Origin of the sequence: Bosea sp. NBC_00550 (genome assembly GCF_026020075.1) — a bacterium.
In the GTDB taxonomy this organism is placed as follows: Bacteria; Pseudomonadota; Alphaproteobacteria; order Rhizobiales; family Beijerinckiaceae; genus Allobosea.
On record NZ_CP102773.1, the window covers coordinates 308,617 to 333,540 of the forward strand.

The following is a 24,924-nucleotide window of genomic DNA, read 5'->3' on the forward strand; positions in this document are numbered from 1 at the left end:
TGTTCGGTGTATTTTGTCTTCTAAGTTTGTAGGACAATATTGCAGGTCGAAATGTTGTCAACCGTGTTGGAGGCTGGTAGGTCCATCACTATGGCGACACTCGAGGATCACCTGCCCGACGCTTCATCAGGCCCCGAGGTCCTCGACGGCCCGGAGCGTGGGGGCACTGTCGAATACATCCTCGAGCACCTGCGGAGCGGCGTCCTTCAGGGCCGCTACGCTCCCGGGCAACGGCTCATCGAGGCAGACCTGACTCAGGAGCTTCGCGTCAGCCGGGGCCCGCTACGCGAGGCATTTCGGCGCTTGTCGGCAGAAGGCCTTCTTGAGATCGTTCCGCACCGCGGAGCGATGGTACGCCGCCTCACCCTGAAGGAGATGAAGGAGCTCTTTCAGATCCGACTTGGACTTGAGATGCTCGCAGCGAGGCTGGCCTCTGAGGCCATGGCACATCCCGCGACCAGGTCGCGTTTCGAGCAGGATATAGAGCCGATCTGGGATGAACGCGCCCGCGCCGCAGGGCCTGACTACATCGAAGAAAACCACCGGTTCCACGATGCCGTGGTCGCAGCTAGCGGGAACGAGCAGCTGCTCAGGCTGACCAAGCAGTTGCGGCTACCCGCGCTCATGTACCAACTGACGGGCACGCTGACGGTCGAAAACATCGCCGCTTCCCTCGCCGAGCACCGCGAGATCGCCCGCGCGATCCTGGCCGGCGATGCTGCTTTGGCGGAACAGCATGTCAGGGATCACCTGCAGCGTGCGATCCGGGTGGCCGAGGCCATGCCCCAACGCGTGTTTGCCCGATAGAAAGTCCAAAGCGAGATTGACCGCGCTTCGGTCTCTAGACCTAGCGTTGGCAGGCGGAGGCGCCGTCTTTGCCCGGCCTGAAACGAATTCATCGTGCCGGTGCACGCGCCGCGGAGCTTTCGGGAAAATTGTCATCAAGAGCGGCCAATGGACACCAATGTCGCTGTTCTAAGGTATGGTACGTAGCGCCAAAAGGAGACTCTGGTAAGCCGCCCAAAACCGGACTTTGATGGACGCGGTCAACATCGTCGAGGAGTCGATCCTGTTCCTGGCAGCGAGTCCCGACATACGCGTCATGCTGGCCGACATCGAGATGCCGGGCTCCATCAACGTCATCAAGCTCGCCTTCGCCGTCCGGGACCGCTGGCTACCCATATTGGTCATCGTGATGGCTGGTCGGATCGACCCGGGGCCGGCCCTGTCAGGGTGGACGTCGATTGAAGCGATCCAGGCGTTCGCCGGCGAGGAACAGTGCCCGCTACTATCCCGAGGACGATCGATACCTGCTGGAGAAGCCCGAGGGCGTCGAGCATTCCGAGGTCGTCACCGACGACTGCTGCATGGCTGACACGGCATTAGCGATTTGCTTGCACCTCTATGCAACCATTCCATTCCCCGTCAGTTAGATCGAGTTAAACCCTCGAAAGCCCCCAATGACGAAAATTGTCGTTCTAGTCGTCGAGGATGAGCCCATCATCAGAATGAATGCCGTCGCGATGATCGAGGACGCCGGCTACGACGTCATTGAGGCGGCCGACGCCGACGAGGCCATCGGTCTCCTTGAGACACGTCCGGATATCCGCGCAGTGTTCTCCGACATCGAGATGCCCGGCGGCTCCATGGATGGCCTGAAACTGATCCATGCGGTTCGCAAGCGCTGGCCGCCCGTGATCCTGATCCTGGCATCCGGCCGCGTATCGCCGCTGGTGGCCGACATGCCCTCGGAGACCGTCTTCCTCAGGAAGCCTTACGTCGAGGACGACCTGCTCAAGGCGCTTCCGATCGCGGCCTAGTCGGCGAGCTTCGCGGCCTTGATCCGAAGCGTGACGATCAGTCCGCCCTCTGACCAATCGTATTCGATGGTGCCGCCGAGTTGGCCTGAGACGCTGCGCTCGACGAGGCGGCTGCCATAGCCGGTCGGGCGTTCGCCTTCCTTTACCGGAGGCCCGCCACGCTCCGTCCAGACGATCTTGATATCCTCGTCCTCGTTGCACCCCGAGATGTCCAATTGCCCGGTGTCGACCGACAGCGCGCCGTACTTGAGCGAGTTGGTCGCGAGCTCGTGGAACACCAGCGCAAGCGTCGTCGCCGTGGCCTCGCCGACGCCCATGCGTGGGACGGAAACGCGGATGCGGCCGCTGAAGGCTCCGGTGTCCTCGTACGGCGACAGAAGGACCGCCACCAGGTCGCCCAGCAGAGCCGCGGTGCCTTGATGACCGGGAAGCGGCCGTACCAAATCGTGGGCCCGTCCCAGGGCAGCCAACCGGGCGGTCAGTTCGCCCGCCATCTCCTTGGCCGTGTTCGTGGAGCGCGAGGTCAGCTGTGTCAGTCCCATGGCGATCGCCAGGAGGTTCTTGACCCGATGGCTCATCTCGCCGGCGAGCAGCTCATGGCCCTCCTCGGCCTGCTTTCGGCCTGTTACGTCGAGGAAGATGCCGTACGCCAGTCCCATGTGCACGGCGGTGTCATCGCCGATGCCTCGCGCGGAGATCCACCGGATTTCGTCGCCGACCATGATGCGGAAATCGATCTCATAGGCGCCGACGATGGCGCGGGTGGCGACGAAGGCGGCGCGGACGCGCTCCCTGTCCAGAGGATGCACGTGAGCCGAGAGGTCCTCGAAGGTGACCGAGTCGCTAGGCTGCAGGTTCCACAAAGCGAACCCGCGCTGATCCATCGCGAATTTGTCGTTCGTGACGTTCCACGACCAGAGGGCGACGCCCGCTGCGCTGATCGCCAGGCGCAGGCTGGCGGCGCTCCAGGCACTCGGGTTCGATTGGGACATGCGCGCTTTCGATGTCGGAGGGACGATACAACCCTTACTCGATAAGTCAGCGCCCCCCTATGTCGAATGATGCGCCGATCATCGGACCTTGATCGCAACCTGCGTCACCCAATTGGCCTGGTCGGGCTCCGCTTCTGATCTGTGAGAAGCGTCTCGATGCGGCCGACGAAGGCCTCGCCGTCGGTCCGCTTTCCGTCCATCCGTCGATGGTATGGACGGGGTCGCCGGCGAGCAGAGCGCTGTCACGAGCGCGATAACCGCCGACGCTGGTCCGGGCGTTTCGCGCCAGGAGCGGACTCTGGAGGGATGGCCAGAACCGGACCTTCGGCATGCTTCGACGCGAGGTCTGTTGGCGACCCGCAGCGGCCCCTCATTGCTCTGCCGAAACTCTGTAACGTGCCATGTGAGGCAGGAAATCCATCTTGCCGACGCTTAATCCGGCATTGCGCAACAGTGCGTAGGCCATGGTCACATGGAAGTAGAAATTCGGCATGATCCAGTCTCGAATATCCTCCTCTGAAGACATGACGAACCGAACGCCGTTGGGTAATGTGAGGTCGATAGGATCGTTGGCGCGAGCCCATTCAGTTGGATCAGACTGATCGATATGTGAGCGCACTGCGGCGATTCTATCCCGGACCTCCACCAGAGATCGGTAGGTAGCTTCCTCAAGAGGAAGGGTTTTTCTAGCGACCTGATTAAGAGCCAGCAGCACCTGATTGAGGGCGACGCGGAATTGTAGCTCCAGCGGAAACATGTCTTCGGTCAGCCTCTCACCAAGCACGTCGTCCGCCATCCCGGCGTCTTGAGCCTCGCCGACCAAGTGATCGAGAGTGCCAAGCATGTTGGTGAAGGTAGCGCGCGCTGATCGAGCGTATGACATGGCGCATATTTGGCAGATCGCTGCGGTGGGCGCCACCCATCCGAGACGTTCGAGGGGGTATCGCCGCAGGGATAAAGTTGGCCCTCAGAAGAAGTTCGGAGCGTCCGGTTTTGGGCATTTCGCCCCGCTTGGCGGGCACGTCGAGGATGGCCAGTTGCTGGCCGGCATCGCCCTCCATTCGGCGAGCGAGGGCACCGCGAGTGGGTCGTCCGCGCCCGCCGTCCATTTCACCTGCGACGGGGGCAGCGGGATCATAGGGACGGGACCGTTGCCGCCTCGCCTTCCACGGCGCGGCCGGGCCCGCGCGGCCGGCGACTGGTGAAGAGGCCGGCCGTCCGCGCGACCAGGATCGACAGGACGATCAGGATGACCAGCTCCGACACGAGCCCGACCGTGATCAGCCCGGCCACGCCGAAGATCAGCGCCGCCGGATAGACCGCGAGCAAGTTGAAGCAAGCAGCCGCGAGCGTGGCCAGGAAAAGCGGTTGCGTACGTTCGAGTGCCCGGAACGCACAGGCCAGAACCACATTCACCAGCGTCATCGGGAAGATGAGCGAATACCAGGCAATCACCCAGCCGAATTCGAGGATCTCGCCGCCGTATAGCTGATGGAGCAGCCATGGACCGAACAGCATGAGGCCGAGTGTCGCCGAGGTGCCCGATCAGCAAGGCGAATCCGATGGCACGCCCCAGCGTCTGCCGGAGCCCCGGCAATCCCCCCGTCGCGTAGGCCTCGCCGGCGAGGGGCGGGAAAATGTTATCGAGGGCTTGGCGCACGACACTAATGGCGGCGAGGAGACTCTGGGCCGCCCGCAAGGCTCCTAGGATCCTGGGGCCGAAGAGACCCGCCGTCACCAGCAGACCGCTATAGGACAGCGCCCACTGCACGAGGCCGGTGAGAACGAGCCAGCGCGCAGAATGCCACTGCCGACGCGTGACGTCGGCGAAGACCTCCGGTCTCCAGAGAAACGGTCCCGATAGGAATAGGCCGCAGGCGGCCGAGACGGCGGCGGCTGAAGCCACGACCCAGAGCGCATTGGCGACGCTGATCAGACCGATATGCCAGAGAACGGCGACCGCGCCGAGCTTGAGCGCCTGATTGACGATGTCGATCAACAGGACCGCTGTCGGGCGACGACGCGCGAACAGGTAGCGGCGCAGAAAATCCTGCGTCAGGTAGGCAGCACCGGTGACGGCGCCCGCCAGAGCCACGCCATCGAGCGGTGTCGCGACTGTGGCGAACTTCAGGATGGCGAAGATCGCGACTGCCGCCACAGCGACATAGGCGGCCTGATGGGCGAAGACCACGGTGTAGTAGGCTGCCGCCTCCGCCCCATCCGCCTTGGAACCGATGCTCATCATCGGGCTGACGATCAAGCCGAGCTGGAGATTCATGGCGAGATACACCGCGAGCCAGACCATCGTGTAGAGACCGAAGGCCTCGAGACCGAGCGCGCGTGCCAGCAGGACGGTCGTCAGAAAATTGCAGACGCTGCAAAACGCCTGGTCGCCGAAGGACAGCGCGGGGCCGATGGCCGGGTGCAGGCGCGCCCTGAAACCGCTTCGGGGCCGCCCGCCAGACATCTCCAGATCAGGAACCATCGTCATATTGTCCGGCATCGGCAGGGATACCGGTCCCTTGCCGAGCGGGCTCCTTCATCTCGTTTCATCTTGCCTCCGCCGCCGGTTGCGAGCGGCAACCCGATCGTTCCTGACGATGGAAGTCTACCGTCACCGCCGCGGCCGTTGCGCTGCGCATAGGGACTACCCGCAAGGTGGACGGGTGCCGGGGCCAAGGGTGTGGCTACCTCCGAAGCCCCGGAGGCGCTGCTGCCGCAGGCGTTCGATGAACACCAAAACCGCGCCGGGATCAGGCTATTCCGGCCGAGCAGTCTCTCCGCCGCCATGCGCAACCAACGGCACACCGTCCGCGCAAACAGGCTGTGTCGACGACAGCGCGCTCGTCTCGTGTGGCAATCACCCGACGCGCAGGGCCGCGCGAGGCCTCCCTAGGTGGCTGCCAGGCCGACAGATTCGCGAAGCGTCAGATCGAAAGGCAGGATCTCTGCGCACACACGCCCATATTCTCTGCCCCGCCGCCCTCGGCGACCCGTGGAGAACGTTATCGCGAGACTTGTCAGGACGACGCCGGCAACCGGTATACTGTCATCGTCTAGCAGGACAGGCCAGAATTTCCGGGCGCCTCCTACACGCTGGAAGATGGAACGCCGCGACGAGTGCTACTTCGCGACGCCGTCGGGGAAGATGCTAATCCGGGGCGACGATTGACGGTCCAGGAGCCGCCGAGCCGTCGAATCTTGCTACGAAGCTTAGATGACGGTCGGAGTAGGCGGTAACGAGGAGGACAATATCGTACCCGTCCTCCAACTTCGCCCTCATCCCCTGTGAGAAGCTGCCGGGATCGACCGATCGAATATCGCCGATAAGGGTGCCACTGCACCAGGATCCGTATTCATTATGAACGAGGCGATAGGCTATCGGTAGGTCCGTGCCGTCGCGCAGGATCAACCTGCCTTGGCCGGATTTCATGACGTTCTCGGTTTTGATTGTCCGGCCGAAACGCAATCGACGGGGATAGAGCGCAAAGGCAGCGCTGACTCCAGAGAGCGCTTTCACATCCTGATTAGCAAGCGCCATCTGCGTTACCTGGCGAGGCGATAATTGGTATTTTGACGCGATGGAGACACCTGAAAAGCGGGCCGGTGTGACCCGGCTCTTGCTCCGCTGGCCCCACCGCCGCGCGGAGCTTCTACGGACGGCCACGCGGCCCGCTGTTGCGAGCCTCTGCGAGAGCTACGCGCTCGCTTGGGAAGCGGCGCTACACTGGGCCAAGATTCCGGGAAACCGGGCCGCTGAGATAGCCGAGGAGTACCGGCTGCTCCTTAGTGAGCTTGAGCAGGATATCGCCTTGCTGTGCTCGACCACGCAGCGAACGGTCAAATGAATTACCCGCTCCGTATCTCGTAAACGGCGACCCACATCAGCGTCCTTCCGAGTAGGAGCCGTGCCGCAGCTTGCCGTCGGCGGCCCATGCGCGAAACTCGATTTCCGCCACCAGAGCCGACGTGAGCCAGCGATAGGCCTGTCGTCTGCCCTTCAGGCTGACCGCGGGTTGTCAGATAACGAGTTCGTCCATCTGCTTGCGGAGCGCGGTCGCGCCGTCGTGGCTGAAGCCGATACCGACGCTTCCGACATAGACCGGTGGTGCCCCCTGGCTCACCGCAAGAAGCAGCCGGCCGACCCCGCCTTCATAAGCACGCGCAAGAGAGCGGGACGATGGGTGAGAGGCTGAGCATCATCAGCACGAAGTGTGAACTGACGGACGGGCTGCGCGTTGTCCGGTAAAAGAGGCCGAGAACAAATGGCCGAGAAGCGGACAGCACCGTGGACCGATGAGCAGGTTGCCGCACTCAACTTGTTTCAGGTCGAAAACGCGGTCCATCTCTTATGCGGCGGTGACCGAACCGACGACGCACATCGGGCTTATCAAGCTGAGCATGGCGGTAAACTCGGGCAGCTTGTCGCGACCAAAGACGGGCTGGTCTGCCCCGTGTGCGGATATCGGCTGCAATGGGCGCACGGTTTCTGGCTTCCCCCGCCGCCTTCGAGCCCTGCAACGCCGAGCGAGGGGCAGATCATTGAGCCCGACGATTACGGAGAATATCTGCGCAAGGAGCGCACGCACAGTCGCTATGGTTACATGCAATGGCAGCTGGCCAAGGCCGCGAACAAGCGCGCCGACCGGGCTGAAGCCCGCGCCCTAGCCGCCGAAGTCGCGCTCGCTGCGGCACGGGAACGGGTCGAGCAAGCTATTCGCGATTGCCTGTCACTCGATGAGAACGGCAATACCTGCGAGAAGGCCGTGGCCATCGCAGCCATCCGCTCTCACGAGCCCCCATGATCCGCGAAACGCCCAAGCGAGACCGGCACGCCTTCAAGCAAAGGTGGGGCGACGTGCAGCGGCAGTGCGCCAGCAGGAGACTCTGGACTGCCGCCCCGAACCAGACATTCACAGGCGCATCTCCGTGGTATGTTGGCGACCCAACTCGGACATAGGTCGCGAGGCCGCTTGGCGACCGGGGCTGGTCCTAAGGCGACCTTGGCAACGTACGGTTTCGGGCAGCCTAGCTGTGGCCGTTCTCGCTCTGATGGAGCCGCTCATTTGTCGCGATTGTTCTGCGGGCTCGTCGGGACAGGCAGAGTGGTTTGCGCGGCTTTCAAATCCCTCTCGTCATCATCATCTAGGAGTATCCGCTCCGCGGCGCCGTCCAGATCGTCATACTGGCCGCTTTTGAGAGACCAGAGGAAGGCAGCGAGCGCTGTGCCGCCGAGCAGAAGCCCCAGGGGCACGAGGAATACAAGGCTGCTCATCTGCCTGGCTCCGGTGCAGATGTTAGCCCTCCGTCCCCGGGCAACACTCTTGTCGATCGACTCGGGCCTACGAATTCCACATTGAGACGTAGCGCATTGGCGACCACGAGGACGGAGGAGAGCGACATCGCCAATGCGGCGATCAGGGGCGTGACGTACCCCGCGATCGCGACCGGCAGGGCGATCGCGTTGTAGCCGATCGCTAAGGCGAAATTCTGCCGTACGAGCTGGCCCGCCGCGCGCGAAACGGACAGCGCCGCGGGGACCGCATCAAGACCATCGCGCAGGAAAACAAAATCCGCTGCGTTACGGCCGATATCGGCCGCCGAAGCGGGAGCCATCGAGACATGTGCGGCGGCGAGCGCCGGCGCATCGTTGAGCCCGTCGCCGACCATCAGCACTCTATGCCCTCGTGTACTCAGTGCGGCGAGGTGCTCGACCTTCTCGGCCGGCAGGAGACCCGCCGCGACATCATCGACCGCGAGTCGTGCGGCAATGGCCCGCACTGCGATGGGCGTATCACCGGAGAGCAGCATGAGCTGAATGCCTTCGGCGCGCAGCGCACTGACGGCAGCGCGCGCCTGTGGGCGCATCGTCTCCTCGAAGGTGAAGCGGGCGATGAGTTCACCGTTGCAGCCGAGCACCGTGCCGCCATGGGATTGCCCATCTGTCCCGCAGGCGAGCACCCACTCGGCCCGACCAAGACGATAGAGACGACCGTCAAGCCGAGCTTCGATGCCAAGGCCAGGCCGTTCGCGGATGTCGGAGAGCGCCATCCCGCCCGCTGGTGCCGCAGCCGCGATGGCTTGAGAGAGCGGATGCCCAGAGCGGCCGGCGATCTCGGCTGCGATCGCCAAGTCGGCGGGAGCGATCGCCGCAGCATTGACGAGGCGCGGCACGCCGAAAGTCAGGGTGCCGGTCTTGTCGAAGGCAGCGCTATCGATCTCGGCCATCCGTTCGATGGCGGAGCCATCCTTGACCATGATGCCATTTTCGAACAACCGCCGCGACGCCATCACCTGCACGATCGGAACCGCAAGCCCGAGCGCGCAGGGACAGGTGATGATCAGAACGGCGATGGAGATGGTGATCGCGCAGTGCCAGTCGCCCGTTACCGCCATCCAGCCGAGAAAGGTGAGAAAAGCCGTAGCATGGACGATAGGGGAATAGAGCGCGGCGGCCCGGTCGGCGAGGCGACGATAGCGGGCGCGCCCGCCTTCGGCTGCTTCCATCAGCCGGATCATTTCGGCCAGGAACGACTCCTCTGCCTTTGCGGTGGCGGTGATGGTCAGCGGACCTGACAAGTTGAGCGTTCCCGCCCGCACAGACGCCCCCGCCGCGACGAAACGCGGCGCGCTCTCACCGGTGACGATGGCGCAGTCGAGTTCGGATTCTCCCTCCTCGACGCTACCATCGACTGGGATTCTGTCGCCCGCAGTCAACGCGAGGCGCATGCCGGGCGCTATCTCGGCAAGTGGGAGATAGTCCCGGCTGCCGTCGGCGCGCAGGACCGTCGCGCCGCGCGGTGAAAGGCGCATCAGACCCCGCACGGCGGCGCGCGCCTTCTCACGCATGAGATGGTCCAAGGTCCGCCCGATCAAGAGGAAGAAGATCAGCGAGGTCGCAGCGTCGAAATAGGCATGGGGGCCGTCATGAAGGGTATCGTAGAGGCTGAGGCCGAAGGCGAGGCAGATGCCGATCGAGATCGGCACGTCCATATTGGTGCGGCCATGCCGCAGGGCCGACCAGGCCGAAGAGAAGAAGACCCGGCCGGAGTAGAGGAGGCAAGGCAGCGCCAGCGCCGCGGAAATCCAATGGAAAGCGCTGCGGGTCTCCGGTTCGGCTCCGGACCAGACTGAAACCGACAGCAGCATGATATTCATCGAACAGAAGCCGGCGACCGCCAACGCCCGCACAAGCCGCGCACGCTCGGGATCTGGCCGGTCGGCCTCGTTCTCGAACAGGTGGCCGGGATATCCGAGCGTTGCCAGCGCAACCAGAAGGTCAGGCGGTTCTCCGCCACGCCATTTCACGGCCACGCGCTTTGTCGATAGATTGACGCGCGCATGCTCGACGCCGGCGATCCGCATCAGTCCGGTCTCGACCGCGCGGATGCAGGCGGCGCAGTGGACCCCCGGCACGGAGAAATCGCTCTGCTTGAGGCCGTCGCCCAATTCGCGGCTGGCGAGCCGGATCTCCTGCCGCGCCGCCGAACCGTCGAATGCACGATGCGGGTCGAACGGCGGCGCGCAACAGGTCATTTGATCGCCCGATAGCTATGCCAGGTGGCGTGGCCCAGCAGCGGGAAGACGACGATCAGGCCGACAAGCCCCGTCGCCAGGCTCAGGACGAAAAGACCGAGCACGATCGCACCCCAGGCGAGCATCACCGGCAGATTGTTCCAAACCAGCGAAATGCTGGTTCCCATCGCTGTGAAGGCGTCGACCCTCTCGTCGAGCAGCATCGGGATTGCGAAGGTGCTGATCGCGAAGGAGAAGGCTGCAAACAAACTGCCCGCTACCGTTCCGACCAGAAGCATCGCCCATCCCTCAGGCGTTGAGACCAGCATGGCGATGACGTCTCGGAGGCCTGGGAAGGGCCGCAAGCCAAAAAACAGCGCATAGATGATCACGGCGGCCCGCATCCAGGCCAGCATCAGCAGGCATAGGATCGCGCCGGTGTACCAGACCTGCCCACCGGAAGCCGCCTTCACGAAGATCATGCGCAGAAGGCTGACGGGTTGGCTCGCCTCGATAGCGCGGCTCTTTTGATAGAGGCCGATCGCAAGAAGCGGCCCGACCACCATGAAGCCCGCCAGCGCCGGCAACAGGATATAGTCGAGCTCGAAGCGAAACAGGCCCAAGACGATGCCGAGCGACACCAGAAACACTGCTGTTCCGTAGAGGAGGCTTGGCACTGGGCTGTGGCGGAGATCACTCCAGCCCGCTTCCAGCCAGGATAGCGCAGCGCGCGTGGGGAGATTGCGGCGCCGTTGCGCCGAGAGTGGCGGCAAGATGTCTTGGCCGTTCTCGATCGCGCCCATGATCTTCCTCCCCCGCTTCAGCAGGCCGGACGGGCGGCACGGAACGTGCCCGCCTCGCCCGCAGATTTCGCGTGCGGCACACAGGCCGGCTGCGAACCGATGGCGATATAGACCAGATGCGCGTTGGCCAGGATGAGCATCGCCATCAGCGCGGCCGCGAGCCCCAGCCATAGAACTTTGCCACTGACGCGGCGCCGCACCTCGGTTTCCGGGGGGACCGTCATCGCCCAGTGCCCTGAAGCGTGCCGACATAAAGGGCCAGCAGCTTGATATCGGTCGGCGACAGCCGGCCCTCCCAGCTCGGCATGTGACCGAGGCGCCCATTCTGAACGCTGTTGTAGATCGAATGGAGATCGCCGCCATAGATCCAGTTGGCGTCAGTCAGATCTGGAGCGCCGAGATCGGGCAGGCCTTTGCCTTCAGGCCCGTGGCAGGCGGCGCAGTTCGCGGCGTAGACTTCCCTACCGGCGGGCAGGCGCGCCTGGTCTGCGCTTACCAATTGCTGCCCCGAAAGCGAGCGGACATAGGCGACGACTGCGAGTACCTGCTCGCGCTGAAGCAAGCCGTCCCGCCCGAACGCCAGCATCTGCGAGATCCGCGTGTCCTTGGCCGTCCCATTGATGCCGACGCGAATGGTCTGGGCGATGGCCTCCGGGCTGCCGCCCCAGAGCCAGGAGCCCGTGGCGAGATTGGGGAAGCCCGGGCCGCCCTTGCCTTCGCTGCCGTGGCAGCTCGCGCAATTGTCGGCGAACAGGGTGCGGCCGGTTTCACGAACATGGTTCATCAGCGCGGGATCGGCCGCGATCTCGGCGTAGGAGGCATTGGCGATGCGGGCGGTCCAAATCGCCCGCCCCGCCGCCGCGTCGCGAACCTGCCGGGTCACCACCTCGCGCTGGTTGATGCCGAGGAGGCCTTTGGTATAGGTCCAGCCGAGCGGCCAGGCCGGCATCAGGAGCCAATAGATTACGGCGAACAGGGTCCCGGCAGCCAGAAAATACAGCACGACGCGCGGGATAGGCGTGTCGAGTTCCTCGATGCCGTTCCACTCATGACCGGTCGTCAACTGTCCCGAGACGGGGTCCCGCTTTGCCTGGTCCATTTGCCTCAGTCCCCCGGCCTGTCGTCTTTATCGAGAATGCTGTTCTTGGCCCGGTCAAAGCGCTTCCGGTTTGACGGCCAGAACGCGTAAATCAGTACGCCCCCCGCGAGCGCGATCAGGTAGAAGAGCCCCCAACTCTTGGCGAAGCCGACGAGTGTCTGATGGTCGATACCCATCGCATCACCTTTCCGCCGCAGCCGTCTGGCGATGGGCGGCATCCGTGAGCCGGCCGAGAACCTGAAGATAGGCGACCACGGCATCCATCTCAGTCAGTCGACCGGGGTCTCCGTCAAAGGCCCGCGTGTTGGTGGCTTCCCCGTAGCGCTCGCTGACGCCGCTGGCATAGGGGCTGTCGGGGCTGGCCTGGCCGTAGGCGTCGGCGGTTGCATTCGCGATCATCGCATCGCTATAGGGCACCCGGACGGCGCGTTGCGCGGCAAGGTGCCGCCCGAGGTCACCAGTCCGCAGATCGTTGCGCATCAGCCAACCGTATTTCGGCATGACCGATTGCGGGACAACGTCGCGCGGATTGATCAGATGCGCGACATGCCAGGCGTCAGAGTATTTTCCACCGATCCGCGCCAGATCCGGGCCGGTGCGCTTCGAACCCCACAGCATTGGATGGTCGTATTTCGACTCGACCGCGAGTGAGTACGGTCCGTAGCGTTCGACCTCGTCGCGCAGAGTGCGGATCATCTGGCTGTGGCATGCGTAACAACCTTCACGGATGTAGATATTGCGGCCGGCCAGCTCCAGCGGTGTGTAGACACGCATATCCGGCGCCTCCTCGACCGTCTCTTGAATGGTGAAGAGCGGCGCGATCTCGACGAAGCCGCCAATTGCCGACACGCCGATAATGGCCAGCACGAACCCGATGGCACTGCGTTCGAGCCTGCGGTGGAAGAACTCGGCCATGGCTCACTCTCCCGGCTGCAACACCGGCGCGGCAGCCGGAAGGGCAGGCTGGTCGATCTCAGCCCCTTGCGCTGTCGTCCGAACGCGAGCCATTCGGATCGTCATCGCGACATTGTAGGAAGCGACGATCGCGCCGATGAGGAAAAGCAAACCACCGACGGCGCGCGCGATGTAGTAGGGATGCATAGGGACGACGCTATCGATGAACGAATAGGCTAGCGTCCCGCTGTCGTTGTAGGTGCGCCACATCAGGCCCTGGATGATGCCCGAGTTCCACATCGCGAAGACGTAGATGATGGTCCCGGCAAGGGCGAGCCAGAAGTGGACCTCGACCAGCTTGGGCGAGTACATTCGCTCGACCTTCCACATCCATGGCACCAGCGCGTAGAACGAGCCGAACGTGATCATCGCCACCCAGCCGAGCGCGCCGACATGGACATGGCCGACCGTCCAGTCGGTGTAGTGCGACAGGGAGTTGACGGCTCGTATCGCCATGAACGAGCCCTCGAAGGTCACCAGGCCGTAGAAGATCGCGGCGACCATCATAAAGCGCAGGGTCGCGTCGTCGCGAACCTTGTGCCAGGCGCCATTGAGCGTCGCCAGCGCATTACCGGCCGAGGCCCAGGACGGCACCAGAAGCACGACCGAGAAGGTCATGCCGAGCGTCTGCACCCATTGTGGAAGGGCGGTGTAGTGCAGGTGGTGCGAACCAGCCCACATGTACATGAAGGTGATGCCCCAGAAGCTGATGATCGACAACCTGTAGGAGTAGATCGGTCGCCCGGCTCGCTTGGGCAGGTAGTAGTACATCATCCCTAGGAAGCCGGCAGTCAGGAAGAAGGCCACCGCGTTGTGGCCGTACCACCATTGGGTCATCGCATCCTGGACGCCCGAGAACAGCGAATAGCTCTTGGCGTGGCCGAAGGAGACCGGAACGGCCAGGTTGTTGACGATGTGCAGTACCGCCACGACCAGGATGAAGGCCATGTAGTACCAGTTCGCGACGTAGATATGCGGCTCTTTCCGCCGCTGAAGCGTGCGGATGTAGATCAGGAAATAGACGACCCAGACGATGACCAGCCAGATGTCGGCATACCATTCGGGCTCGGCATATTCCTTGGACTGAGTCAGCCCCATCAAATAGCCGCTCGCGGCGAGCACGCAGAACAGGTTGTAGCCCAGGAGTACGAACCACGGGCTGAATTGATCGGGCAGGCGTGCCCGCGTGGTGCGTTGCAAGACATGGAAGGAGGTCGCGATCAGGGCGTTACCGCCGAAGCCGAAGATCACGCCTGAGGTGTGGACAGGCCGAAGGCGACCGAAGCTCGCCCAGGCGGCATCGAAAGTCAGGTCCGGCCAGGCGAGGAGCGCCGCGACCCACACTCCGACGAACATGCCGATGACGGCCCATCCAAGGGCGAGCACGATGCCCACCTTGGTCGGGTCGTCGTAGTAATGCGTCAGACGCTCATCCGACGGCTCCGGCTCGAAATATTTCGCCAGCACCAGGAAGACACAGCTGAGCCCGGCGATGAGTACAATGACGCCGTGCACACCCAACAGATCGTCACGACCGCCGATCGCCATGGCGATCCCGCATAAGGCGACGAGCGCTGATACTGTGATCGCGCTCTGGCGTTCAGCGACAGTGAGTCCAGCAACCATTCACTCGCCCCCCTCATTATCACCGGTCCAGTTCGAAGCTCAAAGAGAGACCAAAACGATCTAATTCTGGACGACGCCGCCAATGGCTGTTTCCGAGAACCGCGAATTGGGTGGCCAGTGCTTATTAGAAGCTATCCAGTATTTTGCGACCTGACGATAGGCGAAATGACCGTCCCGCTGCCGCAGGAATTCGTTTAGCCAAAGAGACGGTTGCGACGCGACCGGGTGTTGACTGCTTTCCGGCAACGCCTCAAGTTCCGCTCATGGCGCGAGGCTGCCTCGAGGCGCTTTGCACGGAAAAGGACCGGGTCGGGTGGGAAGCTGAAGTTCCCGACCGTCGCCGCAAACGCCCTGATCGCGCCGATACCGTTGAAAAAGTCGGCCCTGAGATCGGCGCTGGCGGGGAGCGGATTTAGCAGAGTAGGGCTTCGCTTGGTCAGGCAGGCCTGACCTGCGGCCCGTTTGGCTTGAGTTTGGCGAGCTTCCTGAGGTTCTGGGCTGCTGCGGCGAGGTGGAACTCGTCTCTGGCGCCATTCGGTCCGCGCAGTCGCAACCGGTCGAGCCGCAAGATGCGCTTGAGGTGAGCAAACAGCATCTCGACCTTTTTCCGTTCGCGCCGCGAGGTGACATAGGCGTCGGTCTCGGCGATGTCCCTGGCCATGTCGCGGGCGCCCTCATGGATCGAGCGCAGGATCTTGCGAGCGGGCATGTTGGGTGAGCACTGCGGCTTCAGCGAGCAGGCGTCGCAGTCGAACTTGCTGGCGCGGTAACGCATCATGCCCTCGTCATCGACGAGCGGCCGCTCGGTTCGATAGGCCTTCTGGCGCGGCCTCAACTCCTTCCCGCCCGGGCAGGTGTAGCGATCGCGCGCGTGGTCATAGGCGAAGTCGGAGCGGCTGAAGGTGCCGTCGCTGCGCTGGGATTTGTCGAAGACCGGGATATGCGGCTCGATCCCGCGCTTATGCACCAGCCAGGCGAGGTTCTCGGCCGAGCCATAGGCGCTGTCGGCGGCTAGCCTGGCCGGCCAGAGGCCAAAACGCTCCTGCGTTCGGTCGAGCATGGTCCGGGCCGAGCCGACTTCGGCCTGCCGGATGGCGCGGCTGGCCTCGACATCGACGATGACGGCGTGGTCGAGGTCGATCAGGTAGTTGGTGGCGTAGGCGAAGAAGGCATGCCCCTTCAAAGCGCCGGTCCATTGCGCGGCCGGATCGGCGCGCGACACGAACTTCGGCTTCGCCTCGCTCGCCGCGCCCCAGGCGGCCTCATCGAGCGTATCGAGATATTCGCGCACCGAGCGACGCGTCCGGGCGAGATCGTGCCAGTCGACCAGCTCTGAGGCGTCCGCGGAACGTTGCTTGTTCGCATCGGCCTTGATCAGGCTGGCATCGACCGCGAAGCCTTCTCCGCCCACGAGCCCTTCTTCGATGCAACGCCGGACGGTCGTCTCGAACAGCTCACGCAGAAGATCGCTCTCGCGGAAGCGGCCATGCCGGTTCTTCGAGAAGGTCGAGTGATCGGGAACGTCGCCCTCAAGCCCGAGCCGGCAGAACCAGCGATAGGCGAGGTTCAGGTGCACCTCCTCGCACAGGCGCCGCTCGGAACGGATGCCGAAGCAATAGCCGATGAGCAGCATCCGGATCATCAGCTCCGGATCGATCGAGGGCCGACCCATCTCGCTGTAGAACGGCCGCAGATGTGCGCGGATCTCGGAAAGATCGACGAACCGGTCTATCGACCGCACCCAATGATCGTCCGGCACGTGACGCTCAAGACTGAACTCGTAGAACAGCGCCTCCTGCGCCACCCGCCGTTCACCCATCATCGCGCCGCCCTCCGCCCAAGACGACTGAATCAGGACTTCACACCCGCAGCAACGACGACTTTTTCAACGACATCCGCCAGGAGCGGACTCTGGATGGTCGCCCGGAACCAGACCTTCGGAATGCATCGACGCGAGGTCTGTTGGCGACCCTTACCCGACATCTGGAAGGTCCTGTGTGGATGGCTCCCGCGTTGCAAGGGGTCTGTGATGGTTTGGGGTACTGGTCGGGTGCAGTCTTGTGTCCGGCCTGTTCGTGCGGTCATTGACCGCTGGCCCTGATGGTTTCCACGGATGAGATCCCATTCTGCTTTGCGGGCCTTTACGCCCTCGACCTTCGGCGGGTTGTCCTCATCCCCGGTCTGACCGGTGCGCCATCATCTCACAGGGTCCTCGCAACCTCCTTCGCGCGTGTAGCGCGCTGATTTGCTACTGATCCTCAGGCTGCTGCCACGCTGGGCGCTGGCATGCGGTAAATCTCGCCCCGAACCATGATGGCCCAGATCGCCCGTGCTGCCCGGTTCGCCAGGGCGACGGTGACGAGCCGGATCGGCTTGCGGGCGAGCAGCGCGTTTACGTGAGGATCAGCTGCATCGGGGTAATACTTGTTGCGTCTGACGAGCGACGTCATGCCAGTGACCAGAAGGCGCCGCAGATATTGATCGCCCATTTTGGAGATGCGACCGAGGCGTTCCTTGCCGCCGCTGGAGTTGTTGAGCGGCGTTAGTCCCAGCCAGGCCGCGAACTGGCGCCCGGAGCGGAACTGGGCCGGATCGGTGACAGTGGCCGCCAATGCGCTCGCTCCGAGCAGACCGACGCCGGGCACGGTGGCAATGCGCCGCGCGAGGTCGTTCGATCGGAACCAAGCCAGCAAGTCTCGTTCGAGTTGGCGGATGCGGTCCTGCGCCTCGATCGCTTGCTCGGCCAAGGAGTTGATCACCTTGGCGGCGAGATCGGGAACCTCATGCGCGCCGCCGGCCACGGCGCGCCGCACGAAGGCCAAGGCGTGGGTGATGCCCTTCGGGATATCGATGCCGAACTCGGCCAGGAGCCCCCGGATCATGTTGATGAGTTGCGTACGCTGACGAACGATGAGGTCGCGGGTGCGATGAAGGGCCAGCGCGGCCTGCTGCTCGACCGACTTGATTGGAACAAAGCGCATGGTCGGGCGCGTGACCGCCTCGCAGATCGCCTCCGCATCAGCGACGTCGGTCTTGCCCCGCTTCACGTATGGCTTGACGTAGGCCGGAGGCATCAACCGCACGGTATGACCCAGACTAGTAAGCTCCCGCGCCCAGTGATGGCTCGTGCCGCAGGCCTCCATGCCGATCAGGCAAGGAGCGAGCTTGCGGAAGAAGGGCATTACCTGAGCTCGCCTCAGCGCTCGTCGGGCGAGAACCTCTCCTGTTCCGCTGATAGCGTGCACCTGGAAGACATTCTTGGCCAAGTCGATGCCGACAGTCGTGATCTCCATCGTGGTCGCTCCAAGCTCGTGCTGCGTGACAGCACCATTGTGGCGCCGCAACGCCGGGAGCGGGAGCCATCCACCCCATCTGCTTTTGGACCGCTTGTTCAGCACTTGGCTGCAGACGAATCTGGCCCTCCCGGACGCACGGAAGGCCCCTTGTGGGCAGCACACCCAAGAGCGTGCAATAGGCTTCTGTTTCCATGTGCAGGGCTTTTCGCCGGCCCTGCTTAGGCTATCTCGCGTCCATGCAATTCGAGTCACATGGCTGTGCACAAGAACGCTCTTTGAATTGTGTGGCCTAGGCATGTCCACTTCAGTGGAGGGCATAGGGTCCGAAGGCTCCCGCGGTGCTGGGGGTCGGACCACCCTCGGCACCAGATGAATGAAGGGGACGTATATCTTGGCCTTCCTGAGAGAACCGGAGCCTCGCCGCCGCGAGGCCATTCTTGTCCTGCCGGGCATCAGGCGGATCGTCGCGAACAACCCGAGTCTGATGACCTATCACGGAACCAACACCTATCTCATCGAGACCAGCGACGGGTCTGTCGTTATCGACCCCGGTCCGGATGATGATGGACACCTCGACGACGTGATCGCCGCGACGCATGGAGCGGTATCCGCGATCCTCCTCAGCCACACCCATTCGGATCATCTTGGCGCCACGTCCTCGTTGAAGGTTCGCACGGGAGCGCCCACCTTCGCCTTCCATCGACCGGCTGACCCCTCCTTCGAGCCCGACGTGCTGATCCAGGATGGCGATGCCGTGGCCGGAATGATCGCGATCCACACGCCGGGGCATGCGAGCGATCACCTGTGCTTCGCTAGACCGGACGGAGTCGTCTTCAGCGCCGATCACGTCATGTCGTGGTCGAGCAGCATCGTCTCGCCGCCGGACGGCAATATGGCCGCCTATTGCAACAGCCTTCGCGTGATGCTGTCGCGTGAAGATCGGCTGTACCTCCCTGGGCATGGCCCGGCCTTGCCGAACCCGCAGCCCTATGTCGCCGATTTGCTCAAGCGGAGAATTCAGCGTGAGGAGGAAATCTTCGCCGCCCTTGGGGATGGACCCACGACTGCGTGGGACCTGATGGATCGACTTTACTCAAAAACCGACCTGTGGCTGCGCCGGGCGGCCGAACGGAATGTCCTCGCCCATCTCGACAAGCTGCACTCGGAAGCTCTGGTCGAGCAGATCGGCGATCGCTGGCAGATCCGGCGAGCTGTCTGAGCGATCGGGCGCAGCGCGCGGCGGTCACTCCGCGCCGAGGGACCTGGCGATCCGCCTGGCGACATTCACCAGGCGCATCCCGATCTCGTTCAGGTCTTCGGTCTTGAGTGAGAGCGATGATCCCCCGCAGTTGAGCGCAAACGGCCGCGACCCGTGCAGAAGTATCGGGACGCCGACGGAGTTGACCTCTTGTTTCCACTCCCCGATGGAGCGAACGAAACCCTTCTCGGCGAATTCTGCGACCGCAATTGCGATGCCTGACCGAATCGCGTCGGCATCGGCTTCGTGCGCGCACAACTGGTCGACGATGCGGACGCGCATCGGCTCGTCCAGGCCGGCGAGATAGGCGCGTCCCATGGAGGAGGTCGCCATCTTGATGTGCGAGCCGATTTCGATGCCGAGCCGCAGCGGACTGGATCCGCGACATTCCTCGACATAGATCATTGTGCGCTGGTCGGGCGTCCCGAGCGCTACCGACGCCCCCACCTGATCTGCGAGTTCCTGCATCAGCGGTCGAGCGACATCGCGGATCGCCAAGCTTCCGAGCGCCGAAAAGCCCAGCGCCAATGCCGACGCCGAAAGCGAATATTGCCCGCTGCTCGAGGAATATTCCAGGTAGCCAAGCTTGCTGAGCGTGTAGGTGAGGCGGGAGATGGTCGATTTCGCCAGACCGGTTCGCTCCGCGAGTTCCTGGTTCCCCAGCATCCTGTCACCTCGCTTGAAGGCGCGCAGGACGCTCAGGCCGCGCGCGAGAGCCGTGACGAAACGGGGATCATCCGTCGCGTCCTGAGGCTCCATCTGGTTCACCTGCGTTTCGCGCTTGCGCATCCTGCCCGTCTCGACTCCTGAACCAGGCGCCCTGCCCAGCGTGCAGCCTTCCCGGCGCAAAGCGCCTTGACGGCTTGATAGACGATATGCGAGGAATCACAATAATGGAATTAAATTCCGAGGCGCGGAATTAATGGCACTCGACCCCGACGTTTTTGGACAGCTTCTCGATGCGATCGAGCGCTTTGTTCGCGAGAAGCTGAGGCCCAACGAGGCCCTGGTTGGCGAGACCGACCAGGTCCCCCCCGAGATCATCGAACAGATGCGCGAGATGGGTCTGTTCGGCCTGGCCATCCCGGAAACCTATGGCGGCCTCGAGCTGACGCTTTCGGAGGAAATCCAGGTTTCCTTCCTTCTCGGGAAGACGTCTCCCGCCTTCCGCTCGATGATTGGCACCAACAATGGCATCGGTTCGCAAGGCATCATCATCGACGGCACGGAGGAGCAGAAGACACACTACCTGCCGGCGATGGCGAGCGGTCAGCTCGTCGGCTCCTTCTGCCTGACGGAACCGGAGGCCGGCTCCGACGCCGGTTCGCTGCGCACGAATGCGCGCCGCGATGGTGACAGCTTCATCATCAACGGCACCAAGCGCTTCATCACCAACGCGCCCGTCGCTGGCCTCTTCACGGTCTTCGCCCGCACCGATCCGGACAGCAGGACGGCGGCCGGCATTTCCGCTTTTCTAGTCGACGCCGATCTGCCCGGGATCACCCTGGGCAAGAAGGACAGGAAGATGGGTCAGCAGGGAGCCCATACATGCGACGTGATCTTCGATAACGTTCGGGTGCCGCAATCGGCGATCCTCGGCGGGCCGGACTTCGAAGGCAAAGGCTTCGTCACGGCGATGAAGGTGCTGGACCGCGGCCGGCTGACGATCGCCGGCGTTTGCGTCGGGGTCGCGGAGCGCCTGATTGCCGACTGCCTAGACTACGCGCTCCAGCGCCGTCAGTTCGGCAAGCCTATCGCCGAGTTCCAGCTGGTCCAGGCGATGCTCGCCGACATGAAGGCCGAGAGCTTCGCCGCGCGCTGCATGGTCGAGGAGACCGCTCGCCGGCGCGATGCCGGACAGTCGATCGGCACCGAAGCCGCTTGCGCCAAGATGTTCTGTTCCGAGATGGTGGGTCGCGTCGCGGACAAGGCCGTCCAGATCTTCGGTGGTGCGGGATATGTCGCCGATTCCGGGATCGAACGCTTCTATCGGGATGTGCGCCTTTTCCGCATCTACGAAGGCACCACGCAGATCCAGCAACTCGTCATTGCCCGCAACATGATCCGCGACGCAAAGCGGTTGAACGGCCTGTCGTGACGGCTTCGCACCAGGCACCGGCTTAACCAAGGCCGCTGAATCAAAACGCTGCCGAAGCGACCACTAGGGATGGAAGATATGCGCGCTGTCATGTGCAACGCCTTCGGGCCGCTCGAAGACCTCGTCATCGAGAACAGGAACGTGCCCCAGCCCGGCCCCGGCGAGGTCCGCATCGCCATCGAGGCCGCGGGCGTCAACTTCCCCGACACGTTGATGGTCGAGGGCAAATACCAGGTCAAACCGGCCCTGCCCTTCACCCCCGGCACCGAGATCGGCGGTGTTGTCGAGGCCATTGGCGAGGGCGTCACGCATCTCGCGGTCGGCATGCCGGTCACGGGGATGGTCGGCATCGGCGCATTCGCGGAAGCGGCGGTGGTCCGGGCCAGCCGCGTCATGCAGCGCCCTGCCGCCATGGATGCGGTCACTGCGGCCGGCTTTTCGATGACCTACGGCACGAGCATGCATGCATTGAGTCAGCGGGCCGACCTTCGGCCGGGCGAGGTGCTCCTCGTTCTCGGTGCGAGCGGAGGCGTGGGGCTCGCGGCGGTGGAAATTGGCAAGGCGATGGGCGCGACGGTGATCGCCGCCGCTAGCAGCGCCGAGAAATTGGAGGTGGCCCGCAAGGCCGGCGCCGACCACCTGATCAACTACGACACGGAGTCGCTGAGGGATCGCGTCAAGGCTTTGACCGACGGCAGGGGCGTGGATGTTGTCTACGACCCCGTCGGCGGAGAGAGGCTCGAAGAAGCCGTGCGCGTGACCGCCTGGCAGGGGCGCATCCTCGTCGTCGGCTTTGCCTCCGGTACGATTCCGCGCATTCCCGCCAATCTGCTTCTGCTGAAGGGGTGCGCCCTCGTCGGGGTCTTCTTCGGGACGTTTGCCTCGGTCAATCCCGCAGCGAGCCAGGACAATTTCCGGCAGCTCTTCGCCTGGTTCGAGGAAGGCAAGCTGAAGCCCCTGATCAGCCGCACGCTGGATCTGGCCGATACCGTGGAAGCGCTGCGTCTGCTGACGGGGCGCACGGCAATCGGCAAGATCGTCCTGACGACCGGCCGGACCGCATGAGCGCCGAGAGTTACGCCGGCGTCGGATTGTTCGACCTTCTGGGCCTCGGCCTCGACGAATCCCGGCATGGCTACGTCAAGGGCAGCCTTGAAATCGGGCCCGGGCATAGGAATCGCATGGGCTATGTCCATGGCGGTGTGATCTGCACCATGATCGACTTCGCCGCGTGCGCGTCCGGCCTTCATGCCGAGAAGGGCGAGGACGCCCGCTATGCCGTCACCATCTCGCTGACGACGCAGTTCATCCGGCCCGTACGCGCCGGCCGCCTCTCGGTCGAGGGGCGCACAATCTCCACCGGGCGATCGAGCTTCACCGCCGAGGCGCACGTTTTCGACGATGCCGGTCAGCGCGCCGCGCACGGCATCGGCACGTTTCGATGGCGGGCGGGGAGCCAGCCGAACTCCTCCACATCGCATGGCGGATCCACAGATGCTTGAGCTCCGAAACGTCCACAAATCGCTCCTGGCGAAGCTGCAGCGCTTCATGGATGAGCAGATCTATCCCAATGAGGAGATCTACGAGCGCCAACTCGCCAAGCTGACATCGCGCTGGGCGACGCCGGGCATTATCCGGGACTTGCAGCAGCGGGCCCGGGCGGAAGGGCTCTGGAATCTGTTCGTGCCGGATGAGCGGTACGGCGCCGGCCTCAATAATTTGGACTATGCCCACTTTTGCGAGGTGATGGGGCGCTCGGCCATCGCACCTGAGGTCTTTAACTGTTCGGCGCCCGATACCGGCAATATGGAGACCCTCGTCCTCTACGGGACGGAGGCGCAAAAGCGGGAGTGGCTCCAGCCCCTGCTCGAAGGCGTCATCCGCTCATGCTTCTCGATGACCGAGCCGGATGTCGCCTCGTCCGATGCGACGAACATCCAGACGGCGATCCGGCGCGACGGCGAGGAATACGTCATCAACGGCCGCAAATGGTGGAGTTCGGGGGCGCTCAGCGAACACTGCAAGATCGCGATCGTGATGGGCCGCAGCAACCCCGAGGCCCCCAAGCATCAGCAGCAGTCGATGATCCTGGTGCCTCTCGATACGCCCGGCGTGACGGTCGAACGTGCCTTGACCGTCTATGGCTTTGATCATGCCCCCCATGGCCATGCCGAGATCAATTTCGACAACGTCCGGGTACCGGCATCCAACATGCTGCTCGGCGAGGGGCGCGGCTTTGAGATCGCGCAGGGCCGGCTCGGTCCGGGACGGATCCACCACTGCATGCGCTCGATCGGCCTCGCCGAGCGCGCTCTTGAGGCGGCCTGCCGCCGCGCCCTCTCGCGTACGGCCTTCGGCAAGCCCCTGGCCGAGCAAGGGGTTGTGCGGGACCAGATCGCGCGCTCGCGTTGCGAGATCGAGGCGGCGCGGCTTCTGACCCTGAAAGCCGCGCATATGATGGATACGGTCGGGAACAAGGCAGCGCGCCGCGAGATCGCGATGATCAAGGTCGTGGCGCCCAACATGGCCTGTGACGTCATCGATCGCGCCATCCAGATCCACGGGGCGGCGGGCGTTTCGCAGGATCATTTCCTGGCCAGCGCCTGGGTGAAGTCCCGAACCTTGCGCTTCGCCGACGGTCCCGATGAGGTCCATCGCGACAGCATCGCCCGGCTCGAGCTGAAGCAGTATCGGAGCTGAGGCCGCGATGTTCGACGTCAGAGGAAAGGTCGCCCTGATCACGGGTTCGTCGCGCGGCATTGGCAAAGCCTCGGCATTGCAGCTGGCCCGCAGCGGCGCCCAGGTCGTCATCTCAAGCCGAAAGCAGGATGCCTGCGACGCGGTTGCCGCTGAGATTCGAGCCGCGGGCGGAGAGGCGATCGCCAAGGCCTGCCATGTCGGCTCCCACGATCAGTTGAAGGAGCTGGTCAGCCATGTGCTGAACCATTGGGGTCGGATCGACATACTGGTCTGCAACGCAGCGACGAACCCGGTCTTCGGCCCGCTTTCCGGCCTCACCGACGATGCCTTTTCGAAGGTGATGACGGTCAATGTGCAGAGCACGATCTGGCTGAGCAATCTGGTGCTGCCCCAGATGGCCGAGAATGGCGGCGGCGCCGTGATCATGATGTCCTCGATCGCCGGCCTGCGCGGCACGGGGGTGATCGGCGCCTACGGGATGTCGAAGGCGGCGGAAGCCGCCCTGACGCGCAACCTCGCGGTCGAATGGGGGGCGAAGGGGATCAGGGTGAACGCCATCGCGCCGGGCATCGTGCGCACGGATTTCGCGCGAGAACTGGTGGAATCGCCCGAACGGCGGGCGCAGATGGAACAGCGCACGCCGCTGCGCCGCTTCGGCGAGGTCGAGGATATCGCCGGCATCGTGCATTTCCTGGCGAGCCCGGCATCCGCCTATGTCACCGGCCAGGTCATCGTCGCCGATGGCGGCGAGACGATCGGGTAG

At 63.7% G+C, this 24,924-nt stretch carries 27 protein-coding genes; 11 read left to right on the forward strand and 16 right to left on the reverse strand.

Going from position 1 to position 24,924, the window contains the following annotated elements:
- The first annotated feature begins 90 nt into the window (after nucleotides 1-90).
- From NWE53_RS28475 to NWE53_RS28485, 3 genes are all read left to right on the forward strand, one after another.
- On the forward strand, nucleotides 91-807 hold the full coding sequence (locus tag NWE53_RS28475; RefSeq protein WP_265055082.1) for a GntR family transcriptional regulator: 717 nt from the start codon (nucleotides 91-93) through the stop codon (nucleotides 805-807).
- A gap of 229 nt (nucleotides 808-1,036) precedes the next feature.
- Entirely contained in the window at nucleotides 1,037-1,375 is a 339-nt protein-coding gene (locus tag NWE53_RS28480; RefSeq protein WP_265055083.1) for a hypothetical protein, read from the forward strand.
- Nucleotides 1,376-1,523: 148 nt separating this feature from the next.
- Complete coding sequence (locus NWE53_RS28485) at nucleotides 1,524-1,820, forward strand: response regulator (RefSeq protein WP_320109588.1); 297 nt, start codon at nucleotides 1,524-1,526, stop codon at nucleotides 1,818-1,820.
- Here NWE53_RS28485 and NWE53_RS28490 read toward each other — a convergent pair.
- From NWE53_RS28490 to NWE53_RS28500, 3 genes are all read right to left on the reverse strand, one after another.
- Complete coding sequence (locus tag NWE53_RS28490; protein ID WP_265055085.1) at nucleotides 1,817-2,812, reverse strand: sensor histidine kinase; 996 nt, start codon at nucleotides 2,810-2,812, stop codon at nucleotides 1,817-1,819. The two genes, NWE53_RS28485 and NWE53_RS28490, sit on opposite strands and share 4 nt — an antisense overlap.
- Before the next feature lie 370 nt (nucleotides 2,813-3,182).
- Nucleotides 3,183-3,695, reverse strand: a complete 513-nt coding sequence (locus NWE53_RS28495) for a DUF1993 domain-containing protein (protein ID WP_265055557.1) — start codon at nucleotides 3,693-3,695, stop codon at nucleotides 3,183-3,185.
- A 251-nt stretch (nucleotides 3,696-3,946) separates the two neighbouring features.
- Nucleotides 3,947-4,330 carry a polysaccharide biosynthesis protein gene (locus NWE53_RS28500; RefSeq protein WP_265055086.1) on the reverse strand — a complete coding sequence of 128 codons (384 nt, stop codon included), beginning with the start codon at nucleotides 4,328-4,330 and terminating at the stop codon, nucleotides 3,947-3,949.
- Nucleotides 4,331-4,754: 424 nt separating this feature from the next.
- Between NWE53_RS28500 and NWE53_RS28505 the strand changes: the two genes are divergently transcribed.
- Nucleotides 4,755-5,456 (forward strand): hypothetical protein, encoded by a 702-nt coding sequence (locus tag NWE53_RS28505; protein WP_265055087.1) that lies wholly within the window; start codon nucleotides 4,755-4,757, stop codon nucleotides 5,454-5,456.
- 507 nt (nucleotides 5,457-5,963) lie between these two features.
- Here NWE53_RS28505 and NWE53_RS28510 read toward each other — a convergent pair.
- Nucleotides 5,964-6,353 (reverse strand): hypothetical protein, encoded by a 390-nt coding sequence (locus tag NWE53_RS28510; protein WP_265055088.1) that lies wholly within the window; start codon nucleotides 6,351-6,353, stop codon nucleotides 5,964-5,966.
- A 343-nt stretch (nucleotides 6,354-6,696) separates the two neighbouring features.
- The gene (locus NWE53_RS30140; protein ID WP_442865100.1) at nucleotides 6,697-6,771 is read right to left on the reverse strand and encodes a hypothetical protein; all 75 of its coding nucleotides are present in this window, start codon (nucleotides 6,769-6,771) and stop codon (nucleotides 6,697-6,699) included.
- A gap of 306 nt (nucleotides 6,772-7,077) precedes the next feature.
- On the opposite strand from NWE53_RS30140, the gene NWE53_RS28515 reads away from it, so the two are divergent.
- The gene (locus NWE53_RS28515; protein ID WP_265055089.1) at nucleotides 7,078-7,617 is read left to right on the forward strand and encodes a hypothetical protein; all 540 of its coding nucleotides are present in this window, start codon (nucleotides 7,078-7,080) and stop codon (nucleotides 7,615-7,617) included.
- 257 nt (nucleotides 7,618-7,874) lie between these two features.
- Here the strand turns inward: NWE53_RS28515 and ccoS are convergent, their stop codons facing one another.
- The 10 genes from ccoS to NWE53_RS28565 all read right to left on the reverse strand — a co-directional run bounded on the left by ccoS (nucleotide 7,875) and on the right by NWE53_RS28565 (nucleotide 18,102).
- Nucleotides 7,875-8,087, reverse strand: a complete 213-nt coding sequence (gene ccoS, locus NWE53_RS28520; RefSeq protein WP_265055090.1) for a cbb3-type cytochrome oxidase assembly protein CcoS — start codon at nucleotides 8,085-8,087, stop codon at nucleotides 7,875-7,877.
- Nucleotides 8,084-10,348 carry a cation-translocating P-type ATPase gene (locus NWE53_RS28525; RefSeq protein ID WP_265055091.1) on the reverse strand — a complete coding sequence of 755 codons (2,265 nt, stop codon included), beginning with the start codon at nucleotides 10,346-10,348 and terminating at the stop codon, nucleotides 8,084-8,086. Before NWE53_RS28525 ends, ccoS begins: the two co-directional genes overlap by 4 nt.
- Complete coding sequence (locus NWE53_RS28530) at nucleotides 10,345-11,130, reverse strand: DUF2189 domain-containing protein (RefSeq protein ID WP_265055092.1); 786 nt, start codon at nucleotides 11,128-11,130, stop codon at nucleotides 10,345-10,347. Before NWE53_RS28530 ends, NWE53_RS28525 begins: the two co-directional genes overlap by 4 nt.
- A 17-nt stretch (nucleotides 11,131-11,147) precedes the next feature.
- Nucleotides 11,148-11,354 carry a hypothetical protein gene (locus NWE53_RS28535; protein ID WP_265055093.1) on the reverse strand — a complete coding sequence of 69 codons (207 nt, stop codon included), beginning with the start codon at nucleotides 11,352-11,354 and terminating at the stop codon, nucleotides 11,148-11,150.
- A complete protein-coding gene (ccoP, locus tag NWE53_RS28540) occupies nucleotides 11,351-12,229 on the reverse strand; it encodes a cytochrome-c oxidase, cbb3-type subunit III (RefSeq protein ID WP_265055094.1) in 879 nt (292 codons plus the stop codon). The genes NWE53_RS28535 and ccoP overlap by 4 nt, the downstream gene beginning before the upstream one ends.
- A 5-nt stretch (nucleotides 12,230-12,234) precedes the next feature.
- On the reverse strand, nucleotides 12,235-12,405 hold the full coding sequence (locus NWE53_RS28545) for a cbb3-type cytochrome c oxidase subunit 3 (protein ID WP_265055095.1): 171 nt from the start codon (nucleotides 12,403-12,405) through the stop codon (nucleotides 12,235-12,237).
- 4 nt (nucleotides 12,406-12,409) lie between these two features.
- Nucleotides 12,410-13,144, reverse strand: coding sequence for a cytochrome-c oxidase, cbb3-type subunit II (ccoO, locus tag NWE53_RS28550; protein WP_265055096.1), 735 nt, complete (start codon nucleotides 13,142-13,144; stop codon nucleotides 12,410-12,412).
- 3 nt (nucleotides 13,145-13,147) lie between these two features.
- A complete protein-coding gene (ccoN, locus tag NWE53_RS28555; protein WP_265055097.1) occupies nucleotides 13,148-14,809 on the reverse strand; it encodes a cytochrome-c oxidase, cbb3-type subunit I in 1,662 nt (553 codons plus the stop codon).
- Between the two features lie 436 nt (nucleotides 14,810-15,245).
- The gene (locus NWE53_RS28560; protein WP_265051783.1) at nucleotides 15,246-16,631 is read right to left on the reverse strand and encodes an IS1182 family transposase; all 1,386 of its coding nucleotides are present in this window, start codon (nucleotides 16,629-16,631) and stop codon (nucleotides 15,246-15,248) included.
- Nucleotides 16,632-17,067: 436 nt separating this feature from the next.
- A complete protein-coding gene (locus tag NWE53_RS28565) occupies nucleotides 17,068-18,102 on the reverse strand; it encodes an IS110 family RNA-guided transposase (RefSeq protein WP_265055558.1) in 1,035 nt (344 codons plus the stop codon).
- 487 nt (nucleotides 18,103-18,589) lie between these two features.
- On the opposite strand from NWE53_RS28565, the gene NWE53_RS28570 reads away from it, so the two are divergent.
- On the forward strand, nucleotides 18,590-19,324 hold the full coding sequence (locus NWE53_RS28570) for an MBL fold metallo-hydrolase (RefSeq protein WP_265055559.1): 735 nt from the start codon (nucleotides 18,590-18,592) through the stop codon (nucleotides 19,322-19,324).
- A 24-nt stretch (nucleotides 19,325-19,348) separates the two neighbouring features.
- Here NWE53_RS28570 and NWE53_RS28575 read toward each other — a convergent pair whose 3' ends face one another.
- Complete coding sequence (locus NWE53_RS28575; protein ID WP_265055098.1) at nucleotides 19,349-20,152, reverse strand: IclR family transcriptional regulator; 804 nt, start codon at nucleotides 20,150-20,152, stop codon at nucleotides 19,349-19,351.
- Between the two features lie 133 nt (nucleotides 20,153-20,285).
- On the opposite strand from NWE53_RS28575, the gene NWE53_RS28580 reads away from it, so the two are divergent.
- The 5 genes from NWE53_RS28580 to NWE53_RS28600 all read left to right on the forward strand — a co-directional run bounded on the left by NWE53_RS28580 (nucleotide 20,286) and on the right by NWE53_RS28600 (nucleotide 24,924).
- A complete protein-coding gene (locus tag NWE53_RS28580) occupies nucleotides 20,286-21,461 on the forward strand; it encodes an acyl-CoA dehydrogenase family protein (RefSeq protein WP_265055099.1) in 1,176 nt (391 codons plus the stop codon).
- A gap of 78 nt (nucleotides 21,462-21,539) precedes the next feature.
- Nucleotides 21,540-22,526 (forward strand): NADPH:quinone oxidoreductase family protein, encoded by a 987-nt coding sequence (locus tag NWE53_RS28585; protein ID WP_265055100.1) that lies wholly within the window; start codon nucleotides 21,540-21,542, stop codon nucleotides 22,524-22,526.
- 26 nt (nucleotides 22,527-22,552) lie between these two features.
- Nucleotides 22,553-22,963 (forward strand): PaaI family thioesterase, encoded by a 411-nt coding sequence (locus NWE53_RS28590; protein ID WP_265055101.1) that lies wholly within the window; start codon nucleotides 22,553-22,555, stop codon nucleotides 22,961-22,963.
- The gene (locus NWE53_RS28595; RefSeq protein ID WP_265055102.1) at nucleotides 22,956-24,161 is read left to right on the forward strand and encodes an acyl-CoA dehydrogenase family protein; all 1,206 of its coding nucleotides are present in this window, start codon (nucleotides 22,956-22,958) and stop codon (nucleotides 24,159-24,161) included. The genes NWE53_RS28590 and NWE53_RS28595 overlap by 8 nt, the downstream gene beginning before the upstream one ends.
- 7 nt (nucleotides 24,162-24,168) lie before the next feature.
- The gene (locus NWE53_RS28600; RefSeq protein WP_265055103.1) at nucleotides 24,169-24,924 is read left to right on the forward strand and encodes an SDR family NAD(P)-dependent oxidoreductase; all 756 of its coding nucleotides are present in this window, start codon (nucleotides 24,169-24,171) and stop codon (nucleotides 24,922-24,924) included.

What these genes read in the sequence shown, in the direction of transcription:
- NWE53_RS28475 (WP_265055082.1), top strand. Translation starts at nt 91, where the DNA reads ATGGCGACACTCGAGGATCACCTGCCCGACGCTTCATCAGGCCCCGAG.
- NWE53_RS28480 (WP_265055083.1), top strand. Translation starts at nt 1,037, where the DNA reads ATGGACGCGGTCAACATCGTCGAGGAGTCGATCCTGTTCCTGGCAGCG.
- NWE53_RS28485 (WP_320109588.1), top strand. Translation starts at nt 1,524, where the DNA reads ATGATCGAGGACGCCGGCTACGACGTCATTGAGGCGGCCGACGCCGAC.
- NWE53_RS28490 (WP_265055085.1), bottom strand. Translation starts at nt 2,812, where the DNA reads ATGTCCCAATCGAACCCGAGTGCCTGGAGCGCCGCCAGCCTGCGCCTG.
- NWE53_RS28495 (WP_265055557.1), bottom strand. Translation starts at nt 3,695, where the DNA reads ATGTCATACGCTCGATCAGCGCGCGCTACCTTCACCAACATGCTTGGC.
- NWE53_RS28500 (WP_265055086.1), bottom strand. Translation starts at nt 4,330, where the DNA reads ATGCTGTTCGGTCCATGGCTGCTCCATCAGCTATACGGCGGCGAGATC.
- NWE53_RS28505 (WP_265055087.1), top strand. Translation starts at nt 4,755, where the DNA reads ATGCCAGAGAACGGCGACCGCGCCGAGCTTGAGCGCCTGATTGACGAT.
- NWE53_RS28510 (WP_265055088.1), bottom strand. Translation starts at nt 6,353, where the DNA reads ATGGCGCTTGCTAATCAGGATGTGAAAGCGCTCTCTGGAGTCAGCGCT.
- NWE53_RS28515 (WP_265055089.1), top strand. Translation starts at nt 7,078, where the DNA reads ATGGCCGAGAAGCGGACAGCACCGTGGACCGATGAGCAGGTTGCCGCA.
- ccoS (WP_265055090.1), bottom strand. Translation starts at nt 8,087, where the DNA reads ATGAGCAGCCTTGTATTCCTCGTGCCCCTGGGGCTTCTGCTCGGCGGC.
- NWE53_RS28525 (WP_265055091.1), bottom strand. Translation starts at nt 10,348, where the DNA reads ATGACCTGTTGCGCGCCGCCGTTCGACCCGCATCGTGCATTCGACGGT.
- NWE53_RS28530 (WP_265055092.1), bottom strand. Translation starts at nt 11,130, where the DNA reads ATGGGCGCGATCGAGAACGGCCAAGACATCTTGCCGCCACTCTCGGCG.
- NWE53_RS28535 (WP_265055093.1), bottom strand. Translation starts at nt 11,354, where the DNA reads ATGACGGTCCCCCCGGAAACCGAGGTGCGGCGCCGCGTCAGTGGCAAA.
- ccoP (WP_265055094.1), bottom strand. Translation starts at nt 12,229, where the DNA reads ATGGACCAGGCAAAGCGGGACCCCGTCTCGGGACAGTTGACGACCGGT.
- NWE53_RS28545 (WP_265055095.1), bottom strand. Translation starts at nt 12,405, where the DNA reads ATGGGTATCGACCATCAGACACTCGTCGGCTTCGCCAAGAGTTGGGGG.
- ccoO (WP_265055096.1), bottom strand. Translation starts at nt 13,144, where the DNA reads ATGGCCGAGTTCTTCCACCGCAGGCTCGAACGCAGTGCCATCGGGTTC.
- ccoN (WP_265055097.1), bottom strand. Translation starts at nt 14,809, where the DNA reads ATGGTTGCTGGACTCACTGTCGCTGAACGCCAGAGCGCGATCACAGTA.
- NWE53_RS28560 (WP_265051783.1), bottom strand. Translation starts at nt 16,631, where the DNA reads ATGATGGGTGAACGGCGGGTGGCGCAGGAGGCGCTGTTCTACGAGTTC.
- NWE53_RS28565 (WP_265055558.1), bottom strand. Translation starts at nt 18,102, where the DNA reads ATGGAGATCACGACTGTCGGCATCGACTTGGCCAAGAATGTCTTCCAG.
- NWE53_RS28570 (WP_265055559.1), top strand. Translation starts at nt 18,590, where the DNA reads ATGACCTATCACGGAACCAACACCTATCTCATCGAGACCAGCGACGGG.
- NWE53_RS28575 (WP_265055098.1), bottom strand. Translation starts at nt 20,152, where the DNA reads ATGCGCAAGCGCGAAACGCAGGTGAACCAGATGGAGCCTCAGGACGCG.
- NWE53_RS28580 (WP_265055099.1), top strand. Translation starts at nt 20,286, where the DNA reads ATGGCACTCGACCCCGACGTTTTTGGACAGCTTCTCGATGCGATCGAG.
- NWE53_RS28585 (WP_265055100.1), top strand. Translation starts at nt 21,540, where the DNA reads ATGCGCGCTGTCATGTGCAACGCCTTCGGGCCGCTCGAAGACCTCGTC.
- NWE53_RS28595 (WP_265055102.1), top strand. Translation starts at nt 22,956, where the DNA reads ATGCTTGAGCTCCGAAACGTCCACAAATCGCTCCTGGCGAAGCTGCAG.
- NWE53_RS28600 (WP_265055103.1), top strand. Translation starts at nt 24,169, where the DNA reads ATGTTCGACGTCAGAGGAAAGGTCGCCCTGATCACGGGTTCGTCGCGC.